Source organism: Sorangium sp. So ce117 (assembly GCF_051524395.1).
In the GTDB taxonomy this organism is placed as follows: domain Bacteria; phylum Myxococcota_A; class Polyangia; order Polyangiales; family Polyangiaceae; genus Sorangium; species Sorangium cellulosum_B.
The window spans coordinates 11,248,941-11,272,913 of sequence record NZ_CP150309.1 but is presented as its reverse complement, the minus strand read 5'-3'; the positions used below and the strand labels follow the sequence as shown (position 1 = coordinate 11,272,913).

The 23,973-nt window shown below is 70.0% G+C and carries 19 protein-coding genes; 11 read left to right on the top strand and 8 right to left on the bottom strand.

Annotation, left to right across the window (positions count from 1 at the left end; genetic code table 11):
• Positions 1–54 precede the first annotated feature (54 nt).
• Positions 55–531: a hypothetical protein gene (locus tag WMF46_RS42280; protein ID WP_437546413.1), complete on the bottom strand. Its 477-nt coding sequence runs from the start codon at positions 529–531 to the stop codon at positions 55–57.
• Positions 532–723: 192 nt separating this feature from the next.
• Between WMF46_RS42280 and WMF46_RS42275 the strand changes: the two genes are divergently transcribed.
• The 3 genes from WMF46_RS42275 (at position 724) to WMF46_RS42265 (ending at position 3,929) form a co-directional block, all read left to right on the top strand.
• Entirely contained in the window at positions 724–2,319 is a 1,596-nt protein-coding gene (locus WMF46_RS42275) for an ATP-binding protein (RefSeq protein ID WP_437982421.1), read from the top strand.
• A gap of 84 nt (positions 2,320–2,403) precedes the next feature.
• Positions 2,404–2,862: a hypothetical protein gene (locus WMF46_RS42270; protein WP_437982420.1), complete on the top strand. Its 459-nt coding sequence runs from the start codon at positions 2,404–2,406 to the stop codon at positions 2,860–2,862.
• A gap of 11 nt (positions 2,863–2,873) precedes the next feature.
• Complete coding sequence (locus tag WMF46_RS42265) at positions 2,874–3,929, top strand: MXAN_5187 C-terminal domain-containing protein (protein ID WP_437982419.1); 1,056 nt, start codon at positions 2,874–2,876, stop codon at positions 3,927–3,929.
• A gap of 101 nt (positions 3,930–4,030) precedes the next feature.
• Here WMF46_RS42265 and WMF46_RS42260 read toward each other — a convergent pair whose 3' ends face one another.
• Positions 4,031–4,273, bottom strand: a complete 243-nt coding sequence (locus WMF46_RS42260; RefSeq protein ID WP_437982418.1) for a hypothetical protein — start codon at positions 4,271–4,273, stop codon at positions 4,031–4,033.
• A 234-nt stretch (positions 4,274–4,507) separates the two neighbouring features.
• On the opposite strand from WMF46_RS42260, the gene WMF46_RS42255 reads away from it, so the two are divergent.
• The 7 genes from WMF46_RS42255 to WMF46_RS42225 all read left to right on the top strand — a co-directional run bounded on the left by WMF46_RS42255 (position 4,508) and on the right by WMF46_RS42225 (position 13,479).
• On the top strand, positions 4,508–6,979 hold the full coding sequence (locus WMF46_RS42255) for a proprotein convertase P-domain-containing protein (protein WP_437982417.1): 2,472 nt from the start codon (positions 4,508–4,510) through the stop codon (positions 6,977–6,979).
• A 15-nt stretch (positions 6,980–6,994) separates the two neighbouring features.
• Complete coding sequence (locus WMF46_RS42250; RefSeq protein ID WP_437982416.1) at positions 6,995–8,203, top strand: cytochrome P450; 1,209 nt, start codon at positions 6,995–6,997, stop codon at positions 8,201–8,203.
• A 225-nt stretch (positions 8,204–8,428) separates the two neighbouring features.
• Positions 8,429–8,767 carry a carboxymuconolactone decarboxylase family protein gene (locus tag WMF46_RS42245; protein WP_437982415.1) on the top strand — a complete coding sequence of 113 codons (339 nt, stop codon included), beginning with the start codon at positions 8,429–8,431 and terminating at the stop codon, positions 8,765–8,767.
• A gap of 185 nt (positions 8,768–8,952) precedes the next feature.
• On the top strand, positions 8,953–9,456 hold the full coding sequence (locus WMF46_RS42240) for a DUF488 domain-containing protein (protein ID WP_437982414.1): 504 nt from the start codon (positions 8,953–8,955) through the stop codon (positions 9,454–9,456).
• A 113-nt stretch (positions 9,457–9,569) separates the two neighbouring features.
• The gene (locus tag WMF46_RS42235) at positions 9,570–10,955 is read left to right on the top strand and encodes a sigma-54-dependent transcriptional regulator (RefSeq protein ID WP_437982413.1); all 1,386 of its coding nucleotides are present in this window, start codon (positions 9,570–9,572) and stop codon (positions 10,953–10,955) included.
• A gap of 370 nt (positions 10,956–11,325) precedes the next feature.
• Positions 11,326–12,102, top strand: coding sequence for a hypothetical protein (locus WMF46_RS42230; RefSeq protein WP_437982412.1), 777 nt, complete (start codon positions 11,326–11,328; stop codon positions 12,100–12,102).
• Positions 12,103–12,432: 330 nt separating this feature from the next.
• Positions 12,433–13,479 (top strand): alpha/beta hydrolase family esterase, encoded by a 1,047-nt coding sequence (locus WMF46_RS42225; RefSeq protein ID WP_437982411.1) that lies wholly within the window; start codon positions 12,433–12,435, stop codon positions 13,477–13,479.
• A gap of 52 nt (positions 13,480–13,531) precedes the next feature.
• Here WMF46_RS42225 and WMF46_RS42220 read toward each other — a convergent pair whose 3' ends face one another.
• A complete protein-coding gene (locus WMF46_RS42220) occupies positions 13,532–14,353 on the bottom strand; it encodes an SIMPL domain-containing protein (RefSeq protein ID WP_437982410.1) in 822 nt (273 codons plus the stop codon).
• 213 nt (positions 14,354–14,566) lie between these two features.
• Positions 14,567–15,076: a DUF4423 domain-containing protein gene (locus WMF46_RS42215; RefSeq protein WP_437982409.1), complete on the bottom strand. Its 510-nt coding sequence runs from the start codon at positions 15,074–15,076 to the stop codon at positions 14,567–14,569.
• A 107-nt stretch (positions 15,077–15,183) separates the two neighbouring features.
• On the opposite strand from WMF46_RS42215, the gene WMF46_RS42210 reads away from it, so the two are divergent.
• Positions 15,184–15,807 (top strand): hypothetical protein, encoded by a 624-nt coding sequence (locus WMF46_RS42210; protein WP_437982408.1) that lies wholly within the window; start codon positions 15,184–15,186, stop codon positions 15,805–15,807.
• 162 nt (positions 15,808–15,969) lie between these two features.
• Here WMF46_RS42210 and WMF46_RS42205 read toward each other — a convergent pair whose 3' ends face one another.
• The 4 genes from WMF46_RS42205 to WMF46_RS42190 all read right to left on the bottom strand — a co-directional run bounded on the left by WMF46_RS42205 (position 15,970) and on the right by WMF46_RS42190 (position 23,730).
• Positions 15,970–16,335, bottom strand: coding sequence for a hypothetical protein (locus WMF46_RS42205; protein WP_437982407.1), 366 nt, complete (start codon positions 16,333–16,335; stop codon positions 15,970–15,972).
• 279 nt (positions 16,336–16,614) lie between these two features.
• Positions 16,615–18,432, bottom strand: a complete 1,818-nt coding sequence (locus WMF46_RS42200; RefSeq protein ID WP_437982406.1) for a TolB family protein — start codon at positions 18,430–18,432, stop codon at positions 16,615–16,617.
• Positions 18,433–18,955: 523 nt separating this feature from the next.
• Complete coding sequence (locus WMF46_RS42195; RefSeq protein WP_437982405.1) at positions 18,956–19,801, bottom strand: hypothetical protein; 846 nt, start codon at positions 19,799–19,801, stop codon at positions 18,956–18,958.
• Between the two features lie 140 nt (positions 19,802–19,941).
• Positions 19,942–23,730 (bottom strand): serine/threonine-protein kinase, encoded by a 3,789-nt coding sequence (locus WMF46_RS42190; protein ID WP_437982404.1) that lies wholly within the window; start codon positions 23,728–23,730, stop codon positions 19,942–19,944.
• Positions 23,731–23,973 lie beyond the last annotated feature (243 nt).

Sequence of the window (23,973 nt, the reverse complement as noted above, 5' to 3'; positions counted from 1 at the left end):
GGCCGCGCCGCCAGCGCGAGGCGCCACGGCGCCTCACGCCCGCGCCTGCGCTCGTCACGCCGAGACCTCCGCGACGGCCCGCCGGCGCTGTCGCTGCGCGGCCATCTCCTCTTCCGCGCGCTCCGTGCGCGGATCGATGCGCATCTGCGGGGCGACCGGAGGCGGCAGCACCGCGAGCTTCGCGCGGCGGCGGATGCGGTGGAACACGAGGAGGTTCATGAAGTGCATCACGGCGAGCGACAGCAGGAGCAGGCCCAGCTTCGACGACAGCACCTCGACCGCCTCCGTCATCGTCGCCGAGCCTTCCGCCTTCAGGATCAGCGACGCATACCCCAGGTTCACCAGGTAGAACCCCACCACGAGCAGGCGGTTCACCGCCTCGGCCATCCTCGGGTTGTCGGCGAACACCTCCTCCAGGAACACCGATCCATTCTTGAACAGCGTGCGGGCGATCCAGATCGTCAGTCCGACGCTGATGACCGCATAGGCCCCGTACACCGCGATGAGATAGCTTTCGACCGCTTCTGCCATGGTTCGTCTCCTCGACAGGCCTCTCAGCAGCGCCCGTGCCATCCGCGGGATCCGCGCTGATCGACCGGATCGAGGCGCGGCGGCGGGCCGCGGTGCCCAGGCCATGGGCAGGCCGCTGTCCACGCCGTGGACACCTCGCGCCCCCGGGGCCTCTGGCGCTATCGTCGGGGCTTCCTACCCCGCCGAGGCCTTGTGAGACCCCTGGTCGCTCTCGCGTACTACCCGCTCTGGGCCGCTGCCGTGACCGTCGCGGTCACCGCGCTGCGGCTCGGGCGCAACGTGGGCCGCGGCCTCGTCGCGCTCTGCTTCTTCCTCGCCTTCTGGGTCACAGGGCTCATCCTGCTCGAGACCGACGGCACGCTCGTCCTCGCCGAGCACGTTATCCCGAGCGGGATCATCGTCTCCGCGGGCCTCGCCCACGCCTACGCCGACATCGCCGGCGCCTCGCGCCGCCCCGTCGTCCTGGCCTACGCCGTGAGCGCCGCGGTCGCGCTGCTCGGGGCCGTCGACCCGCGCCTCCTCTACGGTCCTGCGGCCCGCTCGCCGGGACCGCTGTTCTTCCCGCTCTCGGCCGTCATGGCCGTCGCGTGGGTCGTTGTCGGCGTTCGCCTCGGGCGCGCGGCGCTCGCGGCCCGGGGGCTCCAGCGGCGGCGCATCGCCGCGCTCTTCTTCGGCAGCGTGCTCGCCACGCTCGGCGGCGGCTTCGTCGTGGTGCTGCGCGTGCTCCGGCTCGGCGACGTGCTCCTCGGCGCGCCGCTCCTGCTCCTCGCCATCCTGCTCGTGGCCTACGCCGTGCTCATCGGCGAGCTGGGCCGCTCCCGCCGCGTCTTCGCGCAGGGGCTCGCCTACGCCGGCCTGACAGCGCTCCTCTCGACGCTCGGGCTCGTTGTCTTCTTCAAGGTCCTGCCCGCGCTCGCGCCGGGCGGCGGCGCGTCGCTCGGCTGGCTCGCCTTCGTCGTCTTCCTCGCCGCGCTCCCGTCCGATCCGCTGCGTATGCTCGTCGTGGAGCACCTCGGTCGACGGCTGTTCTCGAGGCCCATCGGCGTCCGCGACCTCGCCGACGAGATCGAGCGCGTCGAGGTGCGCGCCGACCAGGCCGAGCGGCTCGCGGAGCTCGGCCGCCTCGCGAGCGCGGTCGCGCACGAGATCCGCAATCCGCTCGGGGTCATCGCCGCGCAGGCGAAGCTGCTCGAGCGGCAGGGCGCCAGGCCCGAGACGGTGGCGTCGCTGCGCGCCCAGGTCGACCGGGCGAGGCGCTTCCTCGACGATCTCCTCCGCTACAGCCGCCCGAGGCCGCTCGAGGTGAGCGAGGTCGACGTGCTCTCCACGCTGCGGCTCGCGGCGAGCCAGGTCCGGCAGATCGTCGGCGAGGGCGCGCCGCCCATCGAGGTGGCGTCCGAGGCAGGCGGGTCGATCTTCGTCGAGGCCGACCGCGGGGCGTTCCTCGACGTCGCGACGGCGCTGCTGCAGAACGCGGCCATCACGCTCGACGGGAGCCCCGAGGGGCGGATCCGGGCGGTGGTCACGCGCGGCGAGGGCGGCTTCGTTGTCGTGCGCGTGGAGGACAACGGCCCGGGGGTGCCGGCCGAGATCGAGGCGATGCTGTTCCAGCCGTTCGTGACGGGGCGGGGGCGAGACGCGAAGCACCCGGGCACGGGCCTCGGCCTGGCCGTCGCGACGCGCTGGCTGGAGCGGCACGGGGGAGCGCTGCGCTACGAGCGCGCCCCGGGGGGCGGCGCGCGCTTCGAGGCGCGGTGGCCCGAGAGGGCGGCGGAGGCGGCGGGGTGAGGTGACGCCGCGTCGCTCAGGCTCGCCCTGGGTTGTGCGAGAGAGGTATCGCCGGGGGGGCGACCGAATCCTGTCCTTCGCCTCGTGCTGGGATATGCTTTTGACGAAGCCCGCCGCGAAGATCGCACGGTCGCGGAGGTCGAGAGAGTTGTGGTAAGCTGCGACCTTGCGGCGCGGGCTTCACAGGTGAAGGCTGGCCGCTGGGCGGATCAGATACACTTCACAGCAGCAGGTCAGCCTTTCGAGCAAGTGATCATGCCTAAGGTCAGTGCGGTCATCTGCTATCATCAAAACGATGAGATCCATTTGCGGATGCTCGAAGCACACCTCGCCTCACTCTGCCGGGAAAATCTGCTTGATCTATGGCATCGTGGTCATCTGCGTCCCGGCGACGAGTGCGACGTCATCGTGGCTCAGAAGTTGGCGTCTGCGGATTTGATTTTCTTCTCGTTAGCGCTGACTTCAACGCCACCTATGACACTGCGCTGTTTGACGTCGTTCGCCGTTCCGGTGCACAAAAACAGCGCATCGTTCCCATTTTGATTCGCCCCTGCGTGTGGACTGGTCTCCCCTTCTTTGATCTTCAGCCAGTGCCGGCTGATGGTGGGCCGCTCACCGTCAATGGCGTGCCCGAGGATGCCCGGTTTTGCGCTGCGTCGATTGAGATTCGGAATTTGGTTGTGGAAATGGGTTCTGCTTCTCTTGCGCTCTCAGCTGAGTTGGAGGAGGACAAGGACGAACCCACACGCATTGCACCGTCTGCCATGATGGACACCATTGTGTCTAGCGAGCTTGAAATTCATGGCTTGCAAAGAGTGCAAGTTAGGTTCTCAGTTGAGTTGGAGGAGGACAAGGACGATCCCACGCGCATTGCGCCGTCTGCCATGATGGACACCATTGTGTCTAGCGAGCTTGAAATTCATGGCTTGCAAAGAGTGCAAAATGATCTTGAAGAGGCGTTGCGGATTTCGGCGGAAGCTGCCCGGGTTGATGTTAGGGTCAGGCCAGCGATCATTCCCCATCTTATCGATGTTGAACGTCAGCAGCAACATCGGGTTCTCGGCAATTCCCAGGAAATGTGCAGCGGATTCATGGCTTCCAGCCTGGAGCGACTTAGGAGCGCGCTCGCCTCTGCCGCGCAGTTGGATCTTGATTCGTATACTCCGGTGCAGTTGGTCGACTGTGCGTCTGACTTCTTCGAAAGATTTCTATATTCCAAGCGGCTTGCTCGCAAGGCGGAAGAAGATCTGTTGTCTGCTAAAGCGCGACAGAGGCGAATCGAGGTCGGCGACTCTCTCGGCGGGGAAGATGGCTCCAAGGTTGTGAATCGACCTGGGCAACAGCTTCGACGTGCCGACGCACCGACCACGCACGAGCGGCTCGACAACGATGGTATTCTCGATGAGGAGCAGCTCCGCCGGATTTATAATGCCTATGTAAGTGCCAAGCGCGACGCCGGTCAGTCTACCGCCGGTTTTACATTCAAGGCCCTTGCGTCGAAGCTTCGTGCTCATGCTCGGCGTCTTCAGGCGGCAAACCCGACAAAGGTGGTTGATTACAGGGTTGTGCTGAGAGGCGGGAATCCGGTGCTGAGTCCAATATTGCGTTAGGTGTGCCGATAGGGCGTGCTGACGGCAGAGTATGTACCGAGAACTACTCGGTTCGTCTCCGAGTAGATTGGGTCTGTGAAGGAGAGGCAGCGCGACAGGTATTATTCCGCCGCGACCACGCCGATGAACTCGGGATCGCCGATCAACTGGAACGCCCTGCTTCCCGTCATGCAGGCGGCGACGTAGAACGGGAGCTCGTCGTCCTGGCTCCTGACGACGAACGGCGTGCTGGACGGGACCACGACGCTCTGACCCTTCTCGAAAGCGGTCTGGGCGCCCTCCGGCGGCGCCGCGTCCCACGACAGGGGCGATGGCGACCCGCCCACCTCGGTGGGCGATGGCATCGGGGCGATGTAAGTGGTGTCGCCCTGACTCACTCTGAAAAAACGATGTTATATCAACGACTTATCCATGAATCGAAGACGCGGCCTTCACGCCACAGCCTGCGGGGCGCACAGTGACGTACCTCAGGCGTCTCGCTCCAGAGGTCGGCACCCACAGAGTCGAGATGGCAGCTATGATGTTGCCCCGCCACGGAGCCAGGGCGCTGTGGGGCAGCTGAGCGGAAGGGAAATGAAGTGAGACGTAGGGATTTCATCAACTCGCCCGTCGTGCAGCGGGCGGTGGCGTTGATCCTCGCCGGCTGCGGCGCAAGCGAAGGCGACGGTCTCGGCAGGGCACACTTGGCTGTCGGACAGGAGCTCGCTTCGGAGGCCGAGCCCAACCGGACGGCGTCGCAGGCGAACGCCATATCCAGCGACACGGTCGTGCGCGCCAACCTCTTTCCAGACGGCGACACGGATCTCTTCTCGTTCCAGGCGCCCGCCGGGAGCCGTGTCTACGCCGCCGTGATGACAGCGTCTTCCACCGCATCGCAGGACGCCGACCTCGACATCCTCGATCAGGATGGCACGACCGTGCTGGAGACCGACGTCTTCAACGGGTCGTTCGGAGGCTCCTCTCCGAGCATCGCGGGCACGCCCCTCTCGGCTGCGGGAACCTACTACGCGCGCGTGCGCGTGCCCTCCGCGGCCGCCCAGTTGCGCCCCTACGACCTCCACCTCAAGGTGCAGAGCGGCGCGCCCACGGCGGAGGTCGAGCCGAACGACACGACACCGCAGCCGCTCCCCGCGACCGGCTGGATCGCTGGCACGCACACCAACGCGAGCGACGTCGACAGCTACTCGCTCTCCCTCAACGCCGGCGACACCCTCTTCGCGAGCCTCGATCAGGACCCGACGCGTGACCTCACGCAGTTCGCCGCCGCGCTCGCGATCGGTCCCTTCGGGTCCGGGTTCGACATCCAGGTGGACAACCAATCCGGGCCTGTCGAGACACCGTACTCGGACGCCATCTTCGCGACCGTCAAAGCAGCGGGCACCTACAGGGTGACCGTGACCGGCTCGGTGACGGCGGGGGATTACGGGCTCAGCGTGAGCGTGCATCCGGCGGCGCCGAGCGTGGGGTGCACCACGTACGACAGCGCGAACGTGCCCAGGGAGATCCTCTTCGGCGCGCCCACGACGTCGTTCATCGACGTCCCGGGCGCGCCCCGTATCGGTGACCTGAACGTGAGCGTCCGGCTCAGCCATCCCATGCCCCCCGACGTGGACGTGTACCTCGTCTCGCCGGCCGGCAACACCAACGGTCTCTTCACCGATATCGGCAATAGGACCTACCCGAACCTCGATATCACGATCGACGACGAGGCTGCGTTCCCGGCCGGACACTTCACCCTGCTGAACGGCATGATGGTGCAGCCGGAGCGCGACTACCGCTTGCACTGGTTCGATGGGGAGAACGGCGGGGGCCGGTGGACGCTCACGCTCCGGGACGATACGGACAACTCGAACAACCTCGGCGTGTTGTCCGCGTGGAGCCTCACGATCTGCGACGCGCCGATCCCCGCGCTCTCATGCTCGCGCGGCGACGCCCCGTCCACCCTGCTGTCGGCGGACTTCGAGGGCGGCGCGCAGGGCTTCACGCACGCAGGCACAGCCGACGCGTGGGCGCTCGGCACGCCGAGCGCCGCGCCGATCGCGACGTGCAACGGCGGGACGCAATGCTGGAAGACGAACCTCTCGGGCGTGTACAACGCGAGCTCGAATCAGGATCTCGTCTCCCCGCCGATCGACCTGTCCGGGGTGGAGGGGCCCATCCAGCTCCGCTGGGCGATGAAGTACCAGCTCGACAACGCGTCCTCGGATCACGGGTGGGTGGAGATCCGAGAGGTCGGGGGTGCGAACGCCAGGCGTCTCTGGGAGTTCCTCGACGCATCGATGAGCACGACCGTCGGTAGCTCCAACCTGGTGCTCCAGGAGAGCGCGGGATGGGGCACGCACTACGCCGACATCAGCGGATACGCCGGGAAACGAGTGGAGGTGGTGTTCCACCTCGACAGCGACGCGAGCGTCCAGCTTGCCGGTCTCGCGATCGACGACGTGTCGGTCCTGGGCTGCCCACGCAGTAGCACGGGCGAAGGCGGCGGTACCGGCGGCGGAAGCACCACGGGTGAGGGCAGCGGCGCTGGCGGCGCGGGGACCGGCGGCGCCGCGGCGACCAGCGGCGCCGTCACGAGCGGCGCAAGCACCACGGGTGAAGGCGGCGCGACCGGCAGCGGCGGTGGCGGCGCAGGGGTCGGCGGCGCCGCGGCGGGCAGCGGCGCCGGCGGCGCAGGGGTCGGCGGCGCCGCGGCGGGCAGCGGTGGCAGCACCACGGGCGAAGGCGGCGCGACGGGCAGCGGCGCCGGCGGCGCGGGGACCGGCGGCGCCACGACGGCCAGCGGCGCCGGCACGAGCGGCGGCAGCACCACGGGCGAAGGCGCCGCGACGGCCAGCGGCGCTGGCGGCGCGGGAACCGGCACCGCCACGGCGGGCAGCGGCACGGGCGCCAGCCCGAACGGCGACCCGCCCGCCAGCAGCGACACGACGGGCGGCTGCGGGTGCCGCTTCGCTGGCGGTGACGAGCCCCCCTGGCCATGGCCCGCGGCGCTCGCGCTCATCGCGCTGCTCAGAATGCGTCGCAAGCGGTTGCGCACGCGAAGCTCCTGAGGCGATCCTCCCCAGATGACCCCTCAAACCGTCGATATCCTCGATCCGGACCTCTACCTCGCGGGCGCGCCGCACGATCGCTTCGAGATCCTCCGCCGGGAGGCGCCCGTCCACTGGCACCCCGAGCCGGCGGGCAGGGGTTTCTGGGCGATCACGCGGCACGCCGACGTCGCCCGCATCTCGCGCGATCCGGCCGCGTTCTGCTCGGGGCGCGGCCTCTTCATCGAGGATCTCCCGCCGGGGGACATGCGCGACAACCCCGATGTCATGATCATGATGGATCCGCCCCGGCACGCCCGGTTCCGGGCGCTGGTCAGCAAGGGGTTCACGCCCCGTGTCATCCAGCGCCTCGAAGGCCACGTTCGGGAGCTCGTGACGAGGCTCATCGACGACGCCTGTGAGCGCGGCGGGTGCGACTTCGCCAGCGACATCGCGGGCAAGCTGCCGCTCTCCGTGATCCTCGAGGTGATCGGCGTCCCCCGCGAGGATCAGGAGCAGATGCTCGACTGGACGACGCGGTTCTTCGGGGCCAGCGATCCCGCCTATGGCGTCACGCCCGAGGAGCTGAACGCCGTGCTCCACAACATGAACGCCTATGCGCACCAGCTCGCCGAGCAGCGGCGGAAGGAGCCCAAGGACGACATGCTGAGCTTGCTCATGGCCGCCGAGGTGGACGGCGAGAAGCTCTCCTACACGGAGTTCGGCGGCTTCTTCAACCTGCTGCTCACGGCCGGCCACGACACCACGAAGAACCTCATCTCCAACGGGATGCTCGCGCTCCTCGAGCACCCCGACCAGCGCCGGCGCCTTCTCGACGATCCCTCGCTCCTCCCGACCGCCATCGAGGAGATGCTGCGCTTCACGCCGCCGGTCTATTACTTCCGGCGCTCCGCGGTGCGGGACACCGAGCTCCACGGGCAGCGGATCGCGGCCGGCGACAAGGTGGTGCTGTGGTACGTCTCGGCCAACCGCGATGAGGCGGTCTTCAGCGATCCGCACAAATTCGATGTCGGCCGGACGCCCAACGAGCACCTCTCCTTCGGCATCGGCCCGCACGTGTGCCTGGGCCTCGTGCTCGCGCGCCTGGAAGCGCGGGTCGCCTTCGAGGAGCTCCTGCGCAGGCTCCCCGATCTCGAGCTCGCCGGGCCGGCGGTGCGGCTCCGCTCGAACTGGGTGAGCGGCGTGAAATCGATGCCGGTCCGGTGCGAGCGCTCTGCCCCGTAGCGCGCAGCGGCGAGAAATAGGCATCCCCGCGCTGGGAATGGGCGCGAGCGACGGCGAACGGGGGCGTCTCTGCGATCGGTGCGTCGGGGAATGCCAGGGCGGGCGGTCGGCCGAATGCCGTAGCCGGCACCCGTTGCGCCGGACGCAGAATGGAGAGGCTTCCTTGCTTGTGCGGCGCGGCCGCCGCATCGAAAAAGCCCCTGGGCCAGCCACGAGGAGAAGCCTATGGGAGACCAGGTGTACCCGCTGCAATCGAAGGAGACCTCGCAGAAACGGCACGATCTGGCGCCTGCGCCGGACGAGGCCTTCCGCGAGTTCAGCAAGCGCGTGTTTGCCGAGGGCGCCCTGCCGGCGAAGGTGAAGCAGCTCATCGCCGTCGCTGTGGCGCACGTCACGCAGTGCCCGTATTGCATCCGCGGCCACACCCAGGGTGCGCTTCGACACGGAGCGAGTGAGCAGGAGATCATGGAGGCCATCTGGGTCGCCGCCGAGATGCGCGCTGGCGGCGCGTTCGCGCACTCGGTCATCGCGATCGCCGCGATGGGGGAGCCACAGGCCCGATAGGCCGGCGTCCAGGCCCATGTTCGATGGAGGAGGGCCATGAGCACCGGGAAGGCGGAGTCCACGAATCACCGGCAGATTGGCCGGGAGACCGTCGTGCGGCGCGAGGGCCTGGAGGATCTTACGCTCGTCGTGGTCAAAGCGCGCCTCGCCTCGTAGGGTTTGCAGCGAGAAGGGAAGAAGGGGGCATGGCCAGCGTGAGGCGACGAACGGCGACGGGGAGGGCGCGGACTGCGCGCGTCGGTGCCAAGACGGCGGACGCGGTGCTCCTCAAGAGGGCTTACGAGCAGCCCGAAGCGGCCGACGGGTACCGTGTGCTCGTGGACCGGCTGTGGCCGCGAGGCGTGCGCAAGGACACGCTCGCGATCGACGCCTGGATGAAGGAGATCGGGCCGAGCGAGGAGCTCCGCCGCTCGTTCGGTCACGACGCTGCCCGGTGGGAGGAGTTCGCGGCGCGCTATCGCGAGGAGCTCCGCCGCCAGCCGGCCTCGGGGCGCGTGGACGAGCTCGTCGCGCAGGCGAAGCGCGGGACGCTCACGCTCGTGTACGGAGCAAAGGACGAGCTCCACAACCAGGCCGTCGTCCTCCGCGAAAGGATCGAGCAGCGGTTGCGCAGGGCTCGCACCCGTGCACCGGCCGCCCGCGTCCCGGCAGAGGCCGCCCCCCGGGCGCGCCCGCGAATGGATCGGTGAGCAAGACGGTGGATGAAGCTCGCAGCTCGCCTCGATCCGCCTGACGCCGGCCCCGCCCGCCCCCGCCCCGCGCACCCCTGGATCCGCGCCCGGGTGACGCGGTACGGTCACCCGTGACCGAGACCGTCCTGCTCATCGACGACGATCCGGGGTTCCGCGACGCATACCGCGAGCTGCTCGCGCTGGAGGGGTACGCCGTCGCCGAGGCCGGGGCCGCCCCGAAGGCGCTCTCGGAGCTCCGCCGCACCAGCGCGCGCCTCGTGGTGCTCGACCTGATGCTCCCGCCGACGGGCCGCGCGGAGGAGGGCGCGGCGCTCGCGGACAGGCTCCTCGCCGAGCGGCCCGCGGCCAAGGTGATCGTCGTCTCGGGCGCGGGCGAGACCCCGCTCGCCTTGCGCCTCGTCGAGCGCGGCGCGTACGACTTCCTGGCCAAGCCCGTCGACCCCGACGTGCTGCTCTCCGTGGTGGCCCGCGCGGCCGCGCGCCTCGCGCTGGAAGATCGCGTCGCGGAGCTCGAGCGCTCGCTCGCCGCCCGCGAGGGCGACGCCTCGGCCATGCTCGGTCAGTCGCCGGCCTTCCTCGAGGCGAGGACGCTGTGCGAGCGCGCGGCGCCGACCGACGTGCCGGTGCTCATCACCGGCGACTCGGGCACGGGCAAGGAGGTGTTCGCCCGCTACCTGCACGCAAGGAGCCGCCGGAAGGACAAGGCCTTCATCGCGGTCAACTGCGGCGCGCTCGCGCCGACCCTGCTGGAATCGACGCTGTTCGGCCACCGGAAAGGCGCCTTCACGAGCGCGATCAAGGACGCTCCCGGCCTGTTCGTCGAGGCGGACGGAGGGACCCTGTTCCTCGACGAGATAGGCGACATGGAGCCGGCGCTGCAAGTGAAGCTCTTGCGCGTGCTCGAGACGGGCGAGATCCTGCCGGTGGGCGCGGCGCGCCCGCTGACCGTGGACGTCCGTGTCGTGTCGGCCACCCACAGAGCGCTCGAGTCGATGGTGGCGGACAGGACCTTTCGCGACGACCTCTACTGGCGCGTGCGCGGGATCGAGATCGCCTTGCCGCGCCTCGCGGATCGCGTGGGCGATCTGCCGCTCCTCGCGCAGCACTTCCTGAACCTGTCGCGGGCCCTCGTGCCGCGCTCGCCGGTGACCGCGATCTCGCCCGGCGCGATGCGCCGGCTCGAGGCCTGCGACTGGCCCGGCAACCTGCGAGAGCTCCGGCACGAGATGCAGCGCGCGCTCGTGATGGCCGGGGGCAGGGGAGAGATCCTCGAGGAGGACCTCTCGCCGGCGCGGCGAGGCAGCGCGCCCGCGGCGCCGGCAGGCGACGAGCCGGCCGAGGGGGCGACGCTCGAAGAGAAGATCGCGGCGCTGGAGCGGCGCGAGATCGCCGCCGCGCTCCGGGCGACCCAGGGCAACAGGAGCCAGGCAGCAGCGCGGCTCGGGCTGTCGCGGCAGGGGCTGTTCAACAAGATGGATCGTCACGGGCTGAAGTGATCGCGGTCGCTCGTGTGTTCATGAAGGAAGATTTTGATCGAGCGAGAATGATACGGGATCTCACGGCCTGACGTGATCTCGGTCACTCATGTGTTGGTGAAGGAAAAATTCAATCGATCGAGAACGACACGGGCTCGGAAAGCGCCCACAAAAACATGAGCCGCGCCGAGCGCAGGCCGGCACTGAAGGAACCGAGAGCGCGGCTCCTCATGGGCTGCAGCTGGGGCGGGTGGATCGAGAACATGGTCCCGCCGGCTCGGGGTCGCCTGTGCGCCCCGATACGGCGCGATGCCCGCCGCCTGACACGCGCGATGTCGCTCGCTCCTCGCGAGGAGCGCCCATCGCGCGATGCGCAACTTCAGGAGGAATCATGACGCTTGGCAGGTTCGTGCTCGTGGGGTGTCTGTCGCTGGTTGGCTCCGCTCTCGTCGCCTGTGGGAACGGCGACCCGGATCGCCTGGGCGAGGGGAGAGGCAACGTGGTCGGGACTCCGCCCCCGTCCGAGGGCGACGGCTGTACGCTCACCCAGGGCTACTGGAAGAACCACGAGGAGAGCTGGCCGACATCGAAGCTCACCATCGGAGGAGTCGAGTACTCCCAGGCCGAGCTGCTGGAGCTCTTCCGGACGCCGCCGCGGGGCGACACCAGCCTGATCCTGGGCCACCAGCTGATCGCCGCGCTGCTGAACGTGGGTAGCGGCGCGAGCGACGCGGCCCTGGACGGGGCGCTCGCGGACGCCGAGGCGTGGATGAAGGACAACAAGGACGCCGATGGCCGGCTCCCGTACGGCGTCAAGCGAGGCGGCGCGGCCGAGGATGCCGTCGCGCTTTCCGGTGCGCTCGCGGACTTCAACGAGGGCGGCACCGGCCCTGGCCATTGCGACGGCGGCCCCGGCAGCGGCTCCGACGACCCCGGGGATAGCAGCAGCTCCGGCGATCCGGGCGGCGACGACGGCGGGCACGATTGCCCCGATGACGGAAGCACGGGCGAGACCGATGGCGGCGGCGGCTCCGACGGCGCCGGCGGCAGCGCCGACCCCGGCGGTGGCGAAGGCGGGTCGGCTTCGACATGCGCGGATCCTTGCAGCGACGGCTGCACCGATGGCTACATCTGTGTCGCCGGGTGCTGCGCGTTCATCGCCAACTGACCCGACCGCGAGCCAAGCTCCGATGACAGCTCACGCGGGTGCCGCGGTTGCCGCCGCCGCGCACCCGCCGGGCTCAAGGAGGGCGTCGCGCCGGTCCAATTTGATTGACGCCGTTCATGTGAGCGTTCACAGTCGACCCGTCGATCCTTCTTCCGCTTTGCCACGGACAGGCGTGCCGTGCGCACCGGGCCTTTCGTCGCTTCTGCGCGTCTGCCGTGACGGTCGGGCTGGTGCCTCCAGGTGAGTCGCATCCTCGCCCGAGATCATCGCGGGATCGGCGCGCGGCGAGCGCGGATAGACGAATCGGGCGATCACGAGAGGGTCTAGACGATGCCGAGATTAGCTGCTTACTCCTCCTTTCCTGCCGTCGCCTTGATGTTCCTCGCTTGCTCGTCCGAGACAGGCTCGTCCGGCTCGTCCGGCACGGGAGGTGGCGGAGCCGGTGAGGCCACGGGCGGCGCAGGCGGGGCCCACACGTCTACGAGCGCTGGGGAGACCACCTCGACAGGGGGAACGAGCAACGATGCCAGCTCCTCCAGCAGCGGCACGACAGGTGGCTCGACCGGGGGCGGACCGCAGGCCGGGGCCGGTGGCATGGGGACCGGCGGCACGGAATCACCGGCGGGCAACCCGAGCCCAGGCTGCGGCAAGTCGGGGCGGCCCGAGGGCGGGAAGGTGACGGTCGATGGCGATCACATCTACACGTTCCCGGACAGCTACGATGGCAACACCCCTCTCCCCCTCTTGGTGGGCTTCCACGCCTGCGGCAACCCGATCGACCAGTTCATCAACCTCACGCGAGGGTCGGCCTTCGAGACGGAGTACGTGCGCGCCGTGGGGAGGTCGTCGGACGGGGGTGGATGCTGGAACTACAACAGCGACATCGCCAAGGTCCTGCGGATCTACGACGACCTCATGGACAGCTACTGCATCGACATGGACCGCGTGTTCGCCACCGGCCACAGCTCCGGCGCGCAGATGATCGTGCAGATCTTGGCGCACAAGTCCGATGCCGAGCACCTGAACTTCAAGGCGGTCGCGCCCGTCGCGGCCTCCGATTACGGCGCGCTGCAGGTGCCCACGCCCGTGATGTACATCCAGGGCCAGAACGACACGGTCCGCGGGGGAGACGGGGCGAGCACGGTCGCGAGGTTCCGCACCGCCAACGGGTGCGAGATGAGCTCGACGCCGTATTCCCAGGTGATGGGCTGCCAGAGCAGCGGCAAGACGGTGAACCCCGGCTGCATCTCCTACAGCGGCTGTTCGGAGCCCACGATCTGGTGCTCCCACGACGATCCCTCGTACAGCAACACGAGCCACGGCGTGCCGTGTTTTGCCATCAAGGCGATGTACGACTTCTTCACGGGCATGCCGTGAGGACGCGCCGAGCCGCGATCGCGAGCGCCGCCTCCGGGCTGCCGCCCTGAGCTCACGGGTTCGGGGCAAACGTCACGCGGACCGTCACCGCGGAGGTGACACGGATACTGCCGGGCTCGACGGGGAAGCCGTCCGCGCCTCCGAGCCCCTTCATCTGCTGCGCAAATGCAAAACGCTCCTGCTGAACGACCGAGATCGACTGCAGCTCGGCGATCCTGACGTTCGCCGCCTTGGCCACCGCCTTGGCGTTCGCCTGCGCGTCCTGCACGGCGGCCGCGAGGGCGCTGCGGCGCGCGTCGGTGCGGTCGCTCAAGAAGAACTCGAGCCCGCCGACGTCGTTGGCGCCCGAGGCGAGCGCGGCATGGAGGATCCTCGAGCCCGCGGCCTGGAGCTCGGCCGGCGACGCGCCCCGCAGCGCGACGGAGAGCTGGATGGAAGCCGAATAGCCGATGATCCTGGGCTCGGTGATCTCCTCATGCGGCACGTGCGACTCCCGGATCGGCGAGAGCGAGATATCGACAGTGCGGATCTCCAGCCCTGGGATGGCGAGGCCACGCAGGGCGGCGAGCACGGCCTGCGACCTGCCCGCGGCCTTGTCGCGCGCGGCCCCGAGCGTCTTTTCGCGCACCTCCACGCCGATGCTCGTGCGCATCGAGTCCGCAGGCCTCACGACCTCGCCGATGCCGCCGATCGTGATGGTCCGGTTCTCGTCATTCTCCGCCGTGGCGCCGGGTTCCTTGGCTGCGAGGCGATCCGCCGCGAGGACCTGGGCGACGGGGCGCCCGGCCAGCGCGGTCGACGAAATGCAGGTCATGACGCCGAGCGCGAGCCCTGCGATCAGGCTTCCCGTGAGGGTCGGCATAGTACGACGCATCGCGATTCTCCTCCTTCGAGCGGATCGGCTGCCCTGGCAGTCGAATTGGCCGTCAGCGCACCGAATCTAGGGCGGAGGCGGCTCGACCGCGAGGGGCGGGCTCAAGGGGCCTTCGCGTCGGTGAAGTACGGCCTCTGCCCGCGAGGCGCCCGCATGCCCAGCTGCGGGCCTGCCCCGGGTTGACAGGACCTCCTTCTCTGCCCGGCTCGGGCCTCACGCGCCCAGCTCGAAGAGCTGCATCGCGACCAGCGCGACGCAATCGGGCTCGCGCGAATCCGACACGATCTGCCGGAGCTCGTGAAAATACCGCACGTGCAAGGCCCGCAGCCGCGCGAGGTCGCCGCGCGCGACGCTGACGAGGTTGTAGGAGTACAGCCCCGGATCGCCGCGGCGCTGCCGGCCCGCGGCGACGTCGAGCCAGTGCGCTTTCAATCGCTGTCGCGGCTCGGCCGCGCCGCGGGTCATGTCGACCGTCTCGGCCGTGGCGGCGTACCGCCCTCCGCGCCATCGGATCAGGCCTGCCCGCGACAGGGCCTCGAGGCACGCGCGCACCTCGTCGCGCGGGAGCGCGAGGCGAGCGGCGACCCACGCGTCGTCATGACAGGGGAGGGCCGCGTAGCCCGCGAGCTCGAGGACGCGCAGGACCGCGTGAGACCAGGGGAGCTCCGTCGCTATCCGCCGGCGCTCCTCGAGCACACCGAAGTCGGATGGCTTGTATCGCATCTATGCATCGAACCTAGCACATCGGAGCGATAGATAATGCGTAACTGCGCTACGCGGCGCTTGCGAGGGCTCCTGCGCTGCGGCAAGTGATGCTGATGGAGGCTGCGATGAACGTACGGCTTGCTTGCTGGCTCCTGGCGGGGCTGCTGATGGGGTGCACGCGCGGGGGACAGACGGGGGAGGTCGCCGCCGATCCCTGCGACTTCCTCCCGCAGTCGACGGGTCAGGCCGTGGAGCATGCCCTCTCGGACCCGACGCCCCTCGGTGTGAGCGGCCAGGAGGCCATCGACGCGACCGGGGGGGCCGGGAGCTTCGACGTGACATGGGCCGACGGGACGACGAGCGCCGTGAGCTGGTCCCTCGTCGCCGACACCGAGAGCTCACCGGTCGTGGCGTACATCGACCGCAGCAGGGAGTGCTCCGACGCGTATCTGCAGATCCTCGTGCTCGGGCACCTATCGAGCAGCGACGGCATCCTCGACCACGAGCAGCGCGGGGCGCTCTATCGGGGCGACGACGGGGCCGCGCACCTTCGCCTGTCCTTCTCCTTCGACGAGAACCCGTTCCCGGACGTGTACGCCGGCCGCGGATCGGGGGACAGCTGCGCCGGGTGCGGCGGCGCATTCGAGCTCTCCGTCGAATCGCGCTGGGCGGCGGGCGAGTCGACCCCTCGGGGCCATGTGGACCTGATCGAGAACGGGACGCTGCTCGGCGAGGTCGGCGCCTTTTGAGGGCGCGCCGGTCAGGGCAAGGCGGTGGTGATCACCTCCTTGATGGTCGCTGTGCTCTGGCCGGGGCGGTCGACACAGCAGCCCCCGCGGCAGCGCTTCCTGGACGACATCCTCAGCATTTCGCGCTGGCACACGGTGGCGCCGGCGAGGCCGCCCGCGCGGCTACTTGAAGCGGCAGGTCCTGTGTCCGCTCTTCTCCTCGCAGATGAAGTCCGTCGGGCAGTCGCGATCGTCCTCGCACGCGGAGAAGCAGCGGGTTCCGCTGTGATCGATGCAGTAGAAGCCGTCGGGGCAGTCTTGATCACTCTCGCATTTGGGGCTGCACCAGCCTTCGGCCGAGCACTTGCCACCCAGGCAGCAGGAGTCCTGCTGGCCCCCGCAGCTCGCGTCCCCGTCACATGTCGCGCCGTAGGGAACACCGTTGAACGTCGTGACGGGCCGCGCGATACCGCCGCTGCCGTCACTGCTCTCGCCGCATCCGATCACGATCGTCGCCGCGAACACCACCACCCATCCCCTTGCCGTCATGCGTATGCACTTTACACCACGAGTGACGGCCTTGTCATCAGCTTGCGCGCCGCGGAACCGCGTCGAGTGGATGTGTCGTGCGACATGTCATGACATGAACCGGCATATCACAGCGACTTGCTCCTCGAAGAATCGCTGTTTACAGTGCGCGCTGTGAAATACCTTACAAGGCGCCTGTCGCTTCGGGGTTTGGGGCAAGGGGCGCCCCGAAGGCGACCCAGAGCCCCCTGAATCATCGAGCGGGCGCTGCCGTCTCGGCGCCCGTGCGCGGCGGCGCGACTACCTGATCGCTGCGATGCAGGTGTACGTCACGCCATCATCGGCTGTGTCGCAGTAAGAGCCGGTCTGGCAACAGTCGTTCACGGCATCGCAGATCTGACCAACGTCGAGGATCTCCGAGCATACGGGCTCAGTCGGGCTTCCCCCCGCGCCCCCCGCCCCCGCGCCGCCTGTGCCGCCGCTCCCGCCCCCGCCGCTGTTGTCCTCGTTGATGTCGAGGGTCCAGTAGGCGCGGTGGTTGTTCTCGTCGAGACCCTGGAACGGGACGCGGAACGCCGGGTAGCTCGGATCCTGGCCTGCACCAGCCTTCTGGACGTCGATCGCGGCCACCCAGATCTGCTGGGTCCCCTCGGGGCGAACGACGCCGTACTCCCGCTTCGTGTTGAACGCGATCCAGTTGAGATCGCCTGGCGGCGCCCAGGTCGGCTGGCTGTTCTGATACTGCCCGTCGGTCATCTGGTTCGATGTGACGCGGTTCGCGTTGAGGAGCTCCACCGGCTGGCCGCCGCTCGCGCTGAGGACCATGAGCTGAGCCGTGTTGTCACCGTGGCCGCCCTTCCCCTGCGAGAACGCTATCCATGCCGCGTCCGGAGAGAAGCTCGGGAAGAGGTTGGCCTTCTTGGCGGGCGGCGCGAGCAGGACCGATGACTGCCCCCAGGTGCCGTTGCTGTACGGAATACGCGCGAGCGATGAGCCGCCGGGAGCGTCGCCGTCGCCCGTGGCGAAGATGACCTCCGTCCCGAGGGGTGACCAGTCCGGATGCGTCCCCTTCAGCGCACCGGTCGGGAGATCGTTGACATAGGCGCCGGTCTCCCGCTCGACCATCCACATCGCTCCCTTCGACGCGGCGACGACCCGCGCGTTGTCGGGCGAGATCGTCGCAAAGACGTGGCCGTCCGTGTTCTCTACGCTCTTGACGAGCGGGTCGGGCGGCGCGTCCGGCGTTACCCCGAGGATCCACAGGCTGTTCCCGGAGTCGGCGGACACAGGGGCTGCCATGTACTTGCCATCGCGCGAGACCACGTGGCATGCGACGCACTTGACCTTGTCGCCGTCGGAGTATGTCGTCGGGGGCTTGCCCACGATGTAGTCCTCCGGAGTCTGGCGAGAGATTTTCCCCCGCCGCACTCCGGCAGAGGTCGTCGACCAATAGAAGATCGCGCCTTTCACGTCCTGCCTGGAGAAGCCTATCTCGATGGCGGCCGATCGGCGCACGGTGGCGGGCGTCGTCGAGGTATCGAGCGCGTCGACCGTCCACGTCGCGGTCCCGCCGGCATTGGAGCCAGCGATGTGGTTCCAGGTCGTCTCGTCCACCTCCCAGCACCCGGCGGCGGGGCTGGCCCCCTCGCAGAGGCCGTGCGCGCCGTCCGTGAAGATGGTGACCGTAGAGCTCGCGCCCGTGAATACGAGTCGGAACTCCGTGAACCCCTGGCTCCGCCACTGGAACAGCGTGCGGTAGACGTTCCGCGGAAAGCGCGTTTGATCGCTCGGGTAAACAATGCTTGGCGCGGGAGCGCCCGTGACGGGGGTCCCCGCCCAGGCGCCTTGATCGCTCGGCGTACCGAGGACCGTGCTCAGGTGGAGCACGACGGTCGTCTCTCCCGCCACGCATCCATCGCTCGCAGTGACTCGCACCGTGCCGCCCGCTGAGGCGAAAGGCGCCAGAACGCCGCCCGCGATCGTCCCCGGAGGCGTGTCGTCGCCGCGCGTCGCTGACCAGGTGAGCGCCCCCGGCTCAAGGGCCCTCGTGGTGCCGTCGGAGAGCGTCCCCGTGGCCGTGAAGGTGATCGGCGCAGCGGAGCGGCCATCGATCTCCACCGTGGAGTTGTCAGGCGACAGGGAGATCGACTGCAGCCCTGGGATGCACGCTACGTGTCCGCCACCTGCGCCGCCTGTGCTACCTGCGCCACCTCCGCCATCTGCACCGCCTGTGCTGCCTGGAACGACACCCGTGCTGCCCGTAGGCACCTCCTCCGCCTCAGTGTCGCTCCCGCAGGAGCAGCCCCCCATACAGAACGCGAGCAAAACAGGAAACAGCGAGAACCGCATCGGCGCCTCCCACGGGGTCAGCGACATCCCCATTCCGGCAGGCTACCTCGGGCACTTCACGCGAGTAAAGTGCGTGCCGATTGTCGAGCGTCAACTCACTGACTGTGAGTCATGTTACGGGTTTGCCCGTTAACCCATCTTCGCCCATCTCGGAGCCGTCCGACCTTGCCTCCATCACCCTTCGCGGTGGCTGGCCCGGTGCTGGAGTGGTCCTCGACGCACCCGACGATCGAGAAGATGGTTGATGCGCTCGCCTTCCTGGAAGAGCGACGCCAGCTCAACAACATGCCAGTCAGGGCAAAGCGGTGGTGATCACCTCCTTGACGGTCGCGGTGCTCTGGCCGGGGCGGTCGACGCAGGACGGGTAGTACTGGCCGGCCCCGTTGAGGGTCTGGCAGACCCGGCTGCAGGGTCCGACCATGCGGATCACGCCGCACCCAACGAGCTGGCCGTCGGACAGCAGGTGGCCCGCGGCGCAGTCGCGCTGGTAGGCGCGTGAGTTGTCGACCGTCGCGCTGTTGTAGCAAGCGTTGAGGTAGGGCTGCGCCGCGAACAGGTTGCCCCAGAATGCCCCCTCGACGTCCGGATAATCGACGAGCTCCTGGCTCGAGGAGAGCGTCTTCAGCGGATCCCGCAGCGAGCGGGCGGAGAGGAGGACCGGTATTCGATAGTAGTTCACGCGCGCCGCCACGCAGCTGGAGACTATGCGCTGCCCGAGCTCGTCGAGCGGCCCGCTCGCCCAGGTCGGCGCGGCGCCGAGCAGCCCGGGGTAGCGCTCGTTGTGGACGGTGCCGCTGGAGTCCGTCCACGAGAAGGCGAAGTACTCTGTGCTCCTCAGGGCGCAGCTCGTCGCATAACGCATGAATTCGCGCGCCAGCGCGCCGTTCGCGCCGGGATCCCGGATCGCGGCGAGGTTTTGCGCGCTGAGACCGTTGAGGTTCAGGGCGTTGAGGTTCAAGGCATTGAGGTTCAAGGCATTGAGGTTCAGGGCGTTCGCGCTGAGCGCGTTGCCGCCCAGAAGGGCGCCCTGGGATTCCCCCACGAGCTCCTCCAGCGCCTCGGTGTCCCCCACCTCCGCGGCACAGCCCGACAGCACCCCGGCCCAGACAAGCACGATGAATGTCTCCTTGAGCGACATGGGTTCCCCTCCCATTTCTGGCGCATACCCGGCGGCTCCCTGCGCGCGGCGCGCGAGCGCGGGCTCACCAACATCGCCCATAGGTTGACTATGGGTTCAGTATTCTATCTTTTCGCATTATCACGCCCGTGCAAGGTGATTCAGCGGCGACGAGGGTGGGTGTCCGGGGCGTCCGATGCTGACAGCGCCGTCAGCTCCGTGTGCCAGCGACGGAGGCGGCTGCCCATGACGGTCGGCGTGGTGGACGCGGCCGCGAGGGCGCGCTCGATCTGCGACCGGGCATCGACGTACCGGCCGCGACGGAAGGCGGCGAGGGCCCGCGCCTCGAGCACCTCGACCCGCTCCTGGCCTACCGAGCAGCGCGCGGAGCGCTCCTCGAGCGCGGCCCACGCGGCGCCGTCGTCGTCGCGGGTCGCGAGCTCGATCATCGAGCAGAGCACGTCCTCCGAGGGCTTCAGCGCGTCGCCGCCGGCTTCCTCCTGCGCCGCGCGCAGCCGCAGGGCGATCCCGCGAGCGCCCGCCTCGTCGCCCTGGTAGAGGCGCAGGCGCGCGGTCAGGAGCGCCACGGCCATCGGTGCGTGGTGCTCGTCGCAGCGCGGCCCCATCGCCTGGACGGCGCGCGCGTGGGGCGCCGCGGCCTCGAGATCGTCCATCAGATACAGGTACTCGGCGAGGTTGTAGCGGCCGACGAGCTCGAACGCGGGCTGGCCGAGGTCGCGCCCGAGCGCGATGGTGCGCTCGAGGTCGGCGATCATCCCGGCGCGGTCGCCCTGGAGGGCCCGCGCGAGCGCTCGGTTGTTCAGCGCTGCGCCGAGGTGCATGAGATCGCTGCGCTCCTCGCAGCTGAGGATCACCGCGTCGAGGTCCCGCGCCGCCTCGTCGACCCGGCCGAGGCTGGCCAGGACGAAGCCGAGCATCAGCCGGGCGATGATGTGCGTCTCGTAGCCCTCGTCCCCGAGCCGCGCGGCTTGCTCCGCGGCGCGCGACAGCACCATGGCGGCCTCGTCCTCGCGGTCGTCCCGGTGGAGCGAGCGGCCCACGCCGAGGAGCAGGCGGGCGCCGAGCAGGGGTGAGTCCACCCAGTCGGCGAGGCGCTCGGCGGCCTCGACCCGCTCGGCGGCCGCCCGGTACTCGCCTGTCCAGTCGAGGATCATGGCCTCATCGAGGAGGAGCTCGATCTCCGCCCCCGGCTCCGACGCCTCGGCCGCCTCCTCGCGCGCCGCGGCGAGGTCGGCGAGGGCCTCGGTGTGCCGCCCGAGCCGGAAGCGAGCGAGGCCCCGCGCGTGGCGCGCCGCAGGGAGCAGCGCGCCGACCAGCGCCTCGGCGCGCCCGTAGCAGCCCTCGGCGTCGAGGTAGGCCCGGCGCGCGGCCGCGAGCTCGGCGCCTCGGACGAGCAGCGACGCCGCCCGGGCGGTCAGGCCGCCGCGCTCGCAGTGCGCCGCGAGCACCAGCGGATCGGCCTCGCCCGCGCCCCCGAGCCACTCGGCGGCGAGGCGGTGGCCGAGCGCTCGATCGTCCTCGGTGAGCTGCGCGTAAGCGCCCTCGCGCAGGAGCGCCTGGCGGAAGCAGTACTCCTCCTCGCCGGGGAAGCGGCTCTCGCGGCGGCGGACGCAGAGCTCCCCGGTGACGAGCGCGGCGAGGTGATCCGCGAGCAGCGCGGCGTCGCCGCCGAGCAGGTGGGCGACGGCGCCTCGCCAGAACACCTCGCCGAGCACGCTGGCGGCGCGCAGGATCCGGCGCGCAGGGGGCGGGAGCGCCTCCAGCCGGACCTGCACCATCGCCACCACGGTGTCGGGCAGCGCTTCGACCCGGCCCTCCGCCGTCGCGCGGATCAGCTCCTCGAGGAAGAAGGGCTGGCCCTCGGACTGGGTGACCAGACGATCGACGAGCGCCCCGTCGGCCGCGCCGCCCAGCGCCTCCCGCGTGAGCTGCGCGCACGCCCTCGGCGAGAGCTGCCTGAGCCAGATCTCCTGCCGCCCGCGCTCGCCCCAGAGATCGGGGTAGGCTTGCTTGATCTCGGGGCGCGCGGTGGCGAGCACGACGAGCGGCTGGTCCGCGAGCTCGCGCAGCGCCGCGTCGATGGCCGCGACCGAGGCGCGATCGGCCCAGTGCACGTCCTCCAGCGCGAGCACCACCGGCTGGGCCGCGCACTCGGCGCGCAGAAAATCGCGCAGCGCGCGCTGCATCTGCTCGCCGAGCAGCTCGGGATCCTGCCGGGCGGCGCGGAGCGGGAGGCTGTCCTCGTCGGGGAAGGGGACGCCGGCGAGCTCTCCGAGGAACTCCTCGATCCGGCGCCGCTCCGCCTCGGGCGCGCGGCGGGCGACGCGGGCCCGGAGGAGCGCGCGCCGCTCGTCGATGGGCTCGCCGCCCTTGATCCCCGCCGCGCCCCGGATCACCTCCGCGAGCAGGCCGCCGATGGAGCCGGCGCGCAGCGGATCCCCGAGCCCCGCCCAGATCTCCGCGGGCGCGCCGGCGCGCCGGAGGGCCGCGAGGTGCTCCTGGAGCAGGCGGGACTTGCCCATGCCCGCGGCGCCGATGACGAGCACCGCCCGGGCGGCGGGCTCGCCGGCGCAGGCGGCGAAGGTCTGCTCCAGCAGGCGGAGCTCGTGATCGCGGCCGACGCAGGGCGTGGGCCTGCCGAGGAGCGGGCGCCACGGCTCGGCGGCGCTGCGCTCGCCGCGCAGCTCGACGGCGCCGGACGCGGTGATCGCGGCCTCGAAGCGGGCCTCGAGCAGCCCGGCGGTGGTCCTGTCGAGGAGGATCTGCGGCGCGCCCGCGCGGCCCGCGCTCCGGAGCAGCCCCGCCGCGCGCTGGATCGCGTCGCCGACCGGCAGGCCGCGCCCGAGCTCGCCCCAGCCGACCGTGATCGCGATCGGGCGATCGGGGACGCGCTCCCGCAGCGCCAGCGCGCAGCGCGCGAGCTGCGCGGCGACGTCGGTGGGCACGTGCGGGCGGCCGACGATGAGCACCGCCGTACCGTCGGCGAGCAGCTCCAGGCGCCCCTCGAAGCGGGCGGCGACCTCCCGGAGCGCGCCGGCGTCCGCGTTCGCCTCGCCGATCGAGAGGGTGGCGTCCTGCGCGGACGCTGACGCGCGGCCGATCACCGCGACGCCGTGGAAGCGGCGCTCGCTGCTGGTGAGGGCGGAGCTCGTCGGTCCCGAGATCGCCCCGCTGTGGACCTCCTGCGCCGCGAGCGCGGCGTGGGCCGCGGCCCCGTCGCGCGGGCGCCGCGCCGGATCCTTCTCGAGCATCTGCGAGACGAGCGCGTCGAGCCACGGGGGCGCGCCGGGGCAGCGCTCGGACAGGCGCGGCGGATCGTCGAAGATGATCCTGGCGAGGAGGGCGACCAGGTGATCGGCCTGAAACGGCGGCGCGCCGGTGACGCACTGGAAGAGCACGCAGCCGAGCGAGAAGATGTCGGCGGGCGCGCCGACCTCATCGCCGCTGCGCGCCTGCTCCGGGGCCATGTAGTCGGGCGTGCCGACCAGCACCCCGGCGCCGGTGATCGGCGCCAGGTCCGGGAGGCGGGCGACCCCGAAATCGAGGAGCCTGGGCTCCTCGATCCGGCCGCCGACGAGGAAGATGTTGGCCGGCTTGAGATCGCGGTGGACGATCCCCAGCGCGTGGGCGGCGCCCAGGGCCGCGGCGACGCGCGCCCCGAGCTCCACGGTCTCGGCGACCGAGAGCCGCCGGCGCGAGAGGAGCCGGGAGAGGTCCTCTCCCTCCAGCCATTCCATGACCAGGAAGGGCGTGCTGTCGCGCGCGGCGCTGTAGGCGACGTACCGGACGATCCCGGGGTGTGCGAGGCGGGCGAGGAGCTCGGCCTCCCGCGCGAAGCGCGCGAGGTGGTGCGGCGACGGATCGTGCAGCACCTTGGCGGCGACCCGCCTTCCGGTGGTGACGTCCCAGGCGCGGTAGACCGCGCCCATGCCTCCGCTCTCCGCGAGCGCTTCGACGCGGAAGCGCCCCCCCAAGAGCTCCCCCGAGCGCACCGCTCAAGGATAGACGGAGAATGCCGTTCGTCCAGCGATCCCCTGGATTCAGGCCGCGGATCCTGCGCGCGCGGCGCCCCGGACGCATCGATGGTTTGCCCCGATTCCGACCCTGGCCGATGCCGGCCCGGGCTCGCGGGGAGGCGCCGATCGGGAGATCGGCGCTTCTGCCTGGACGTC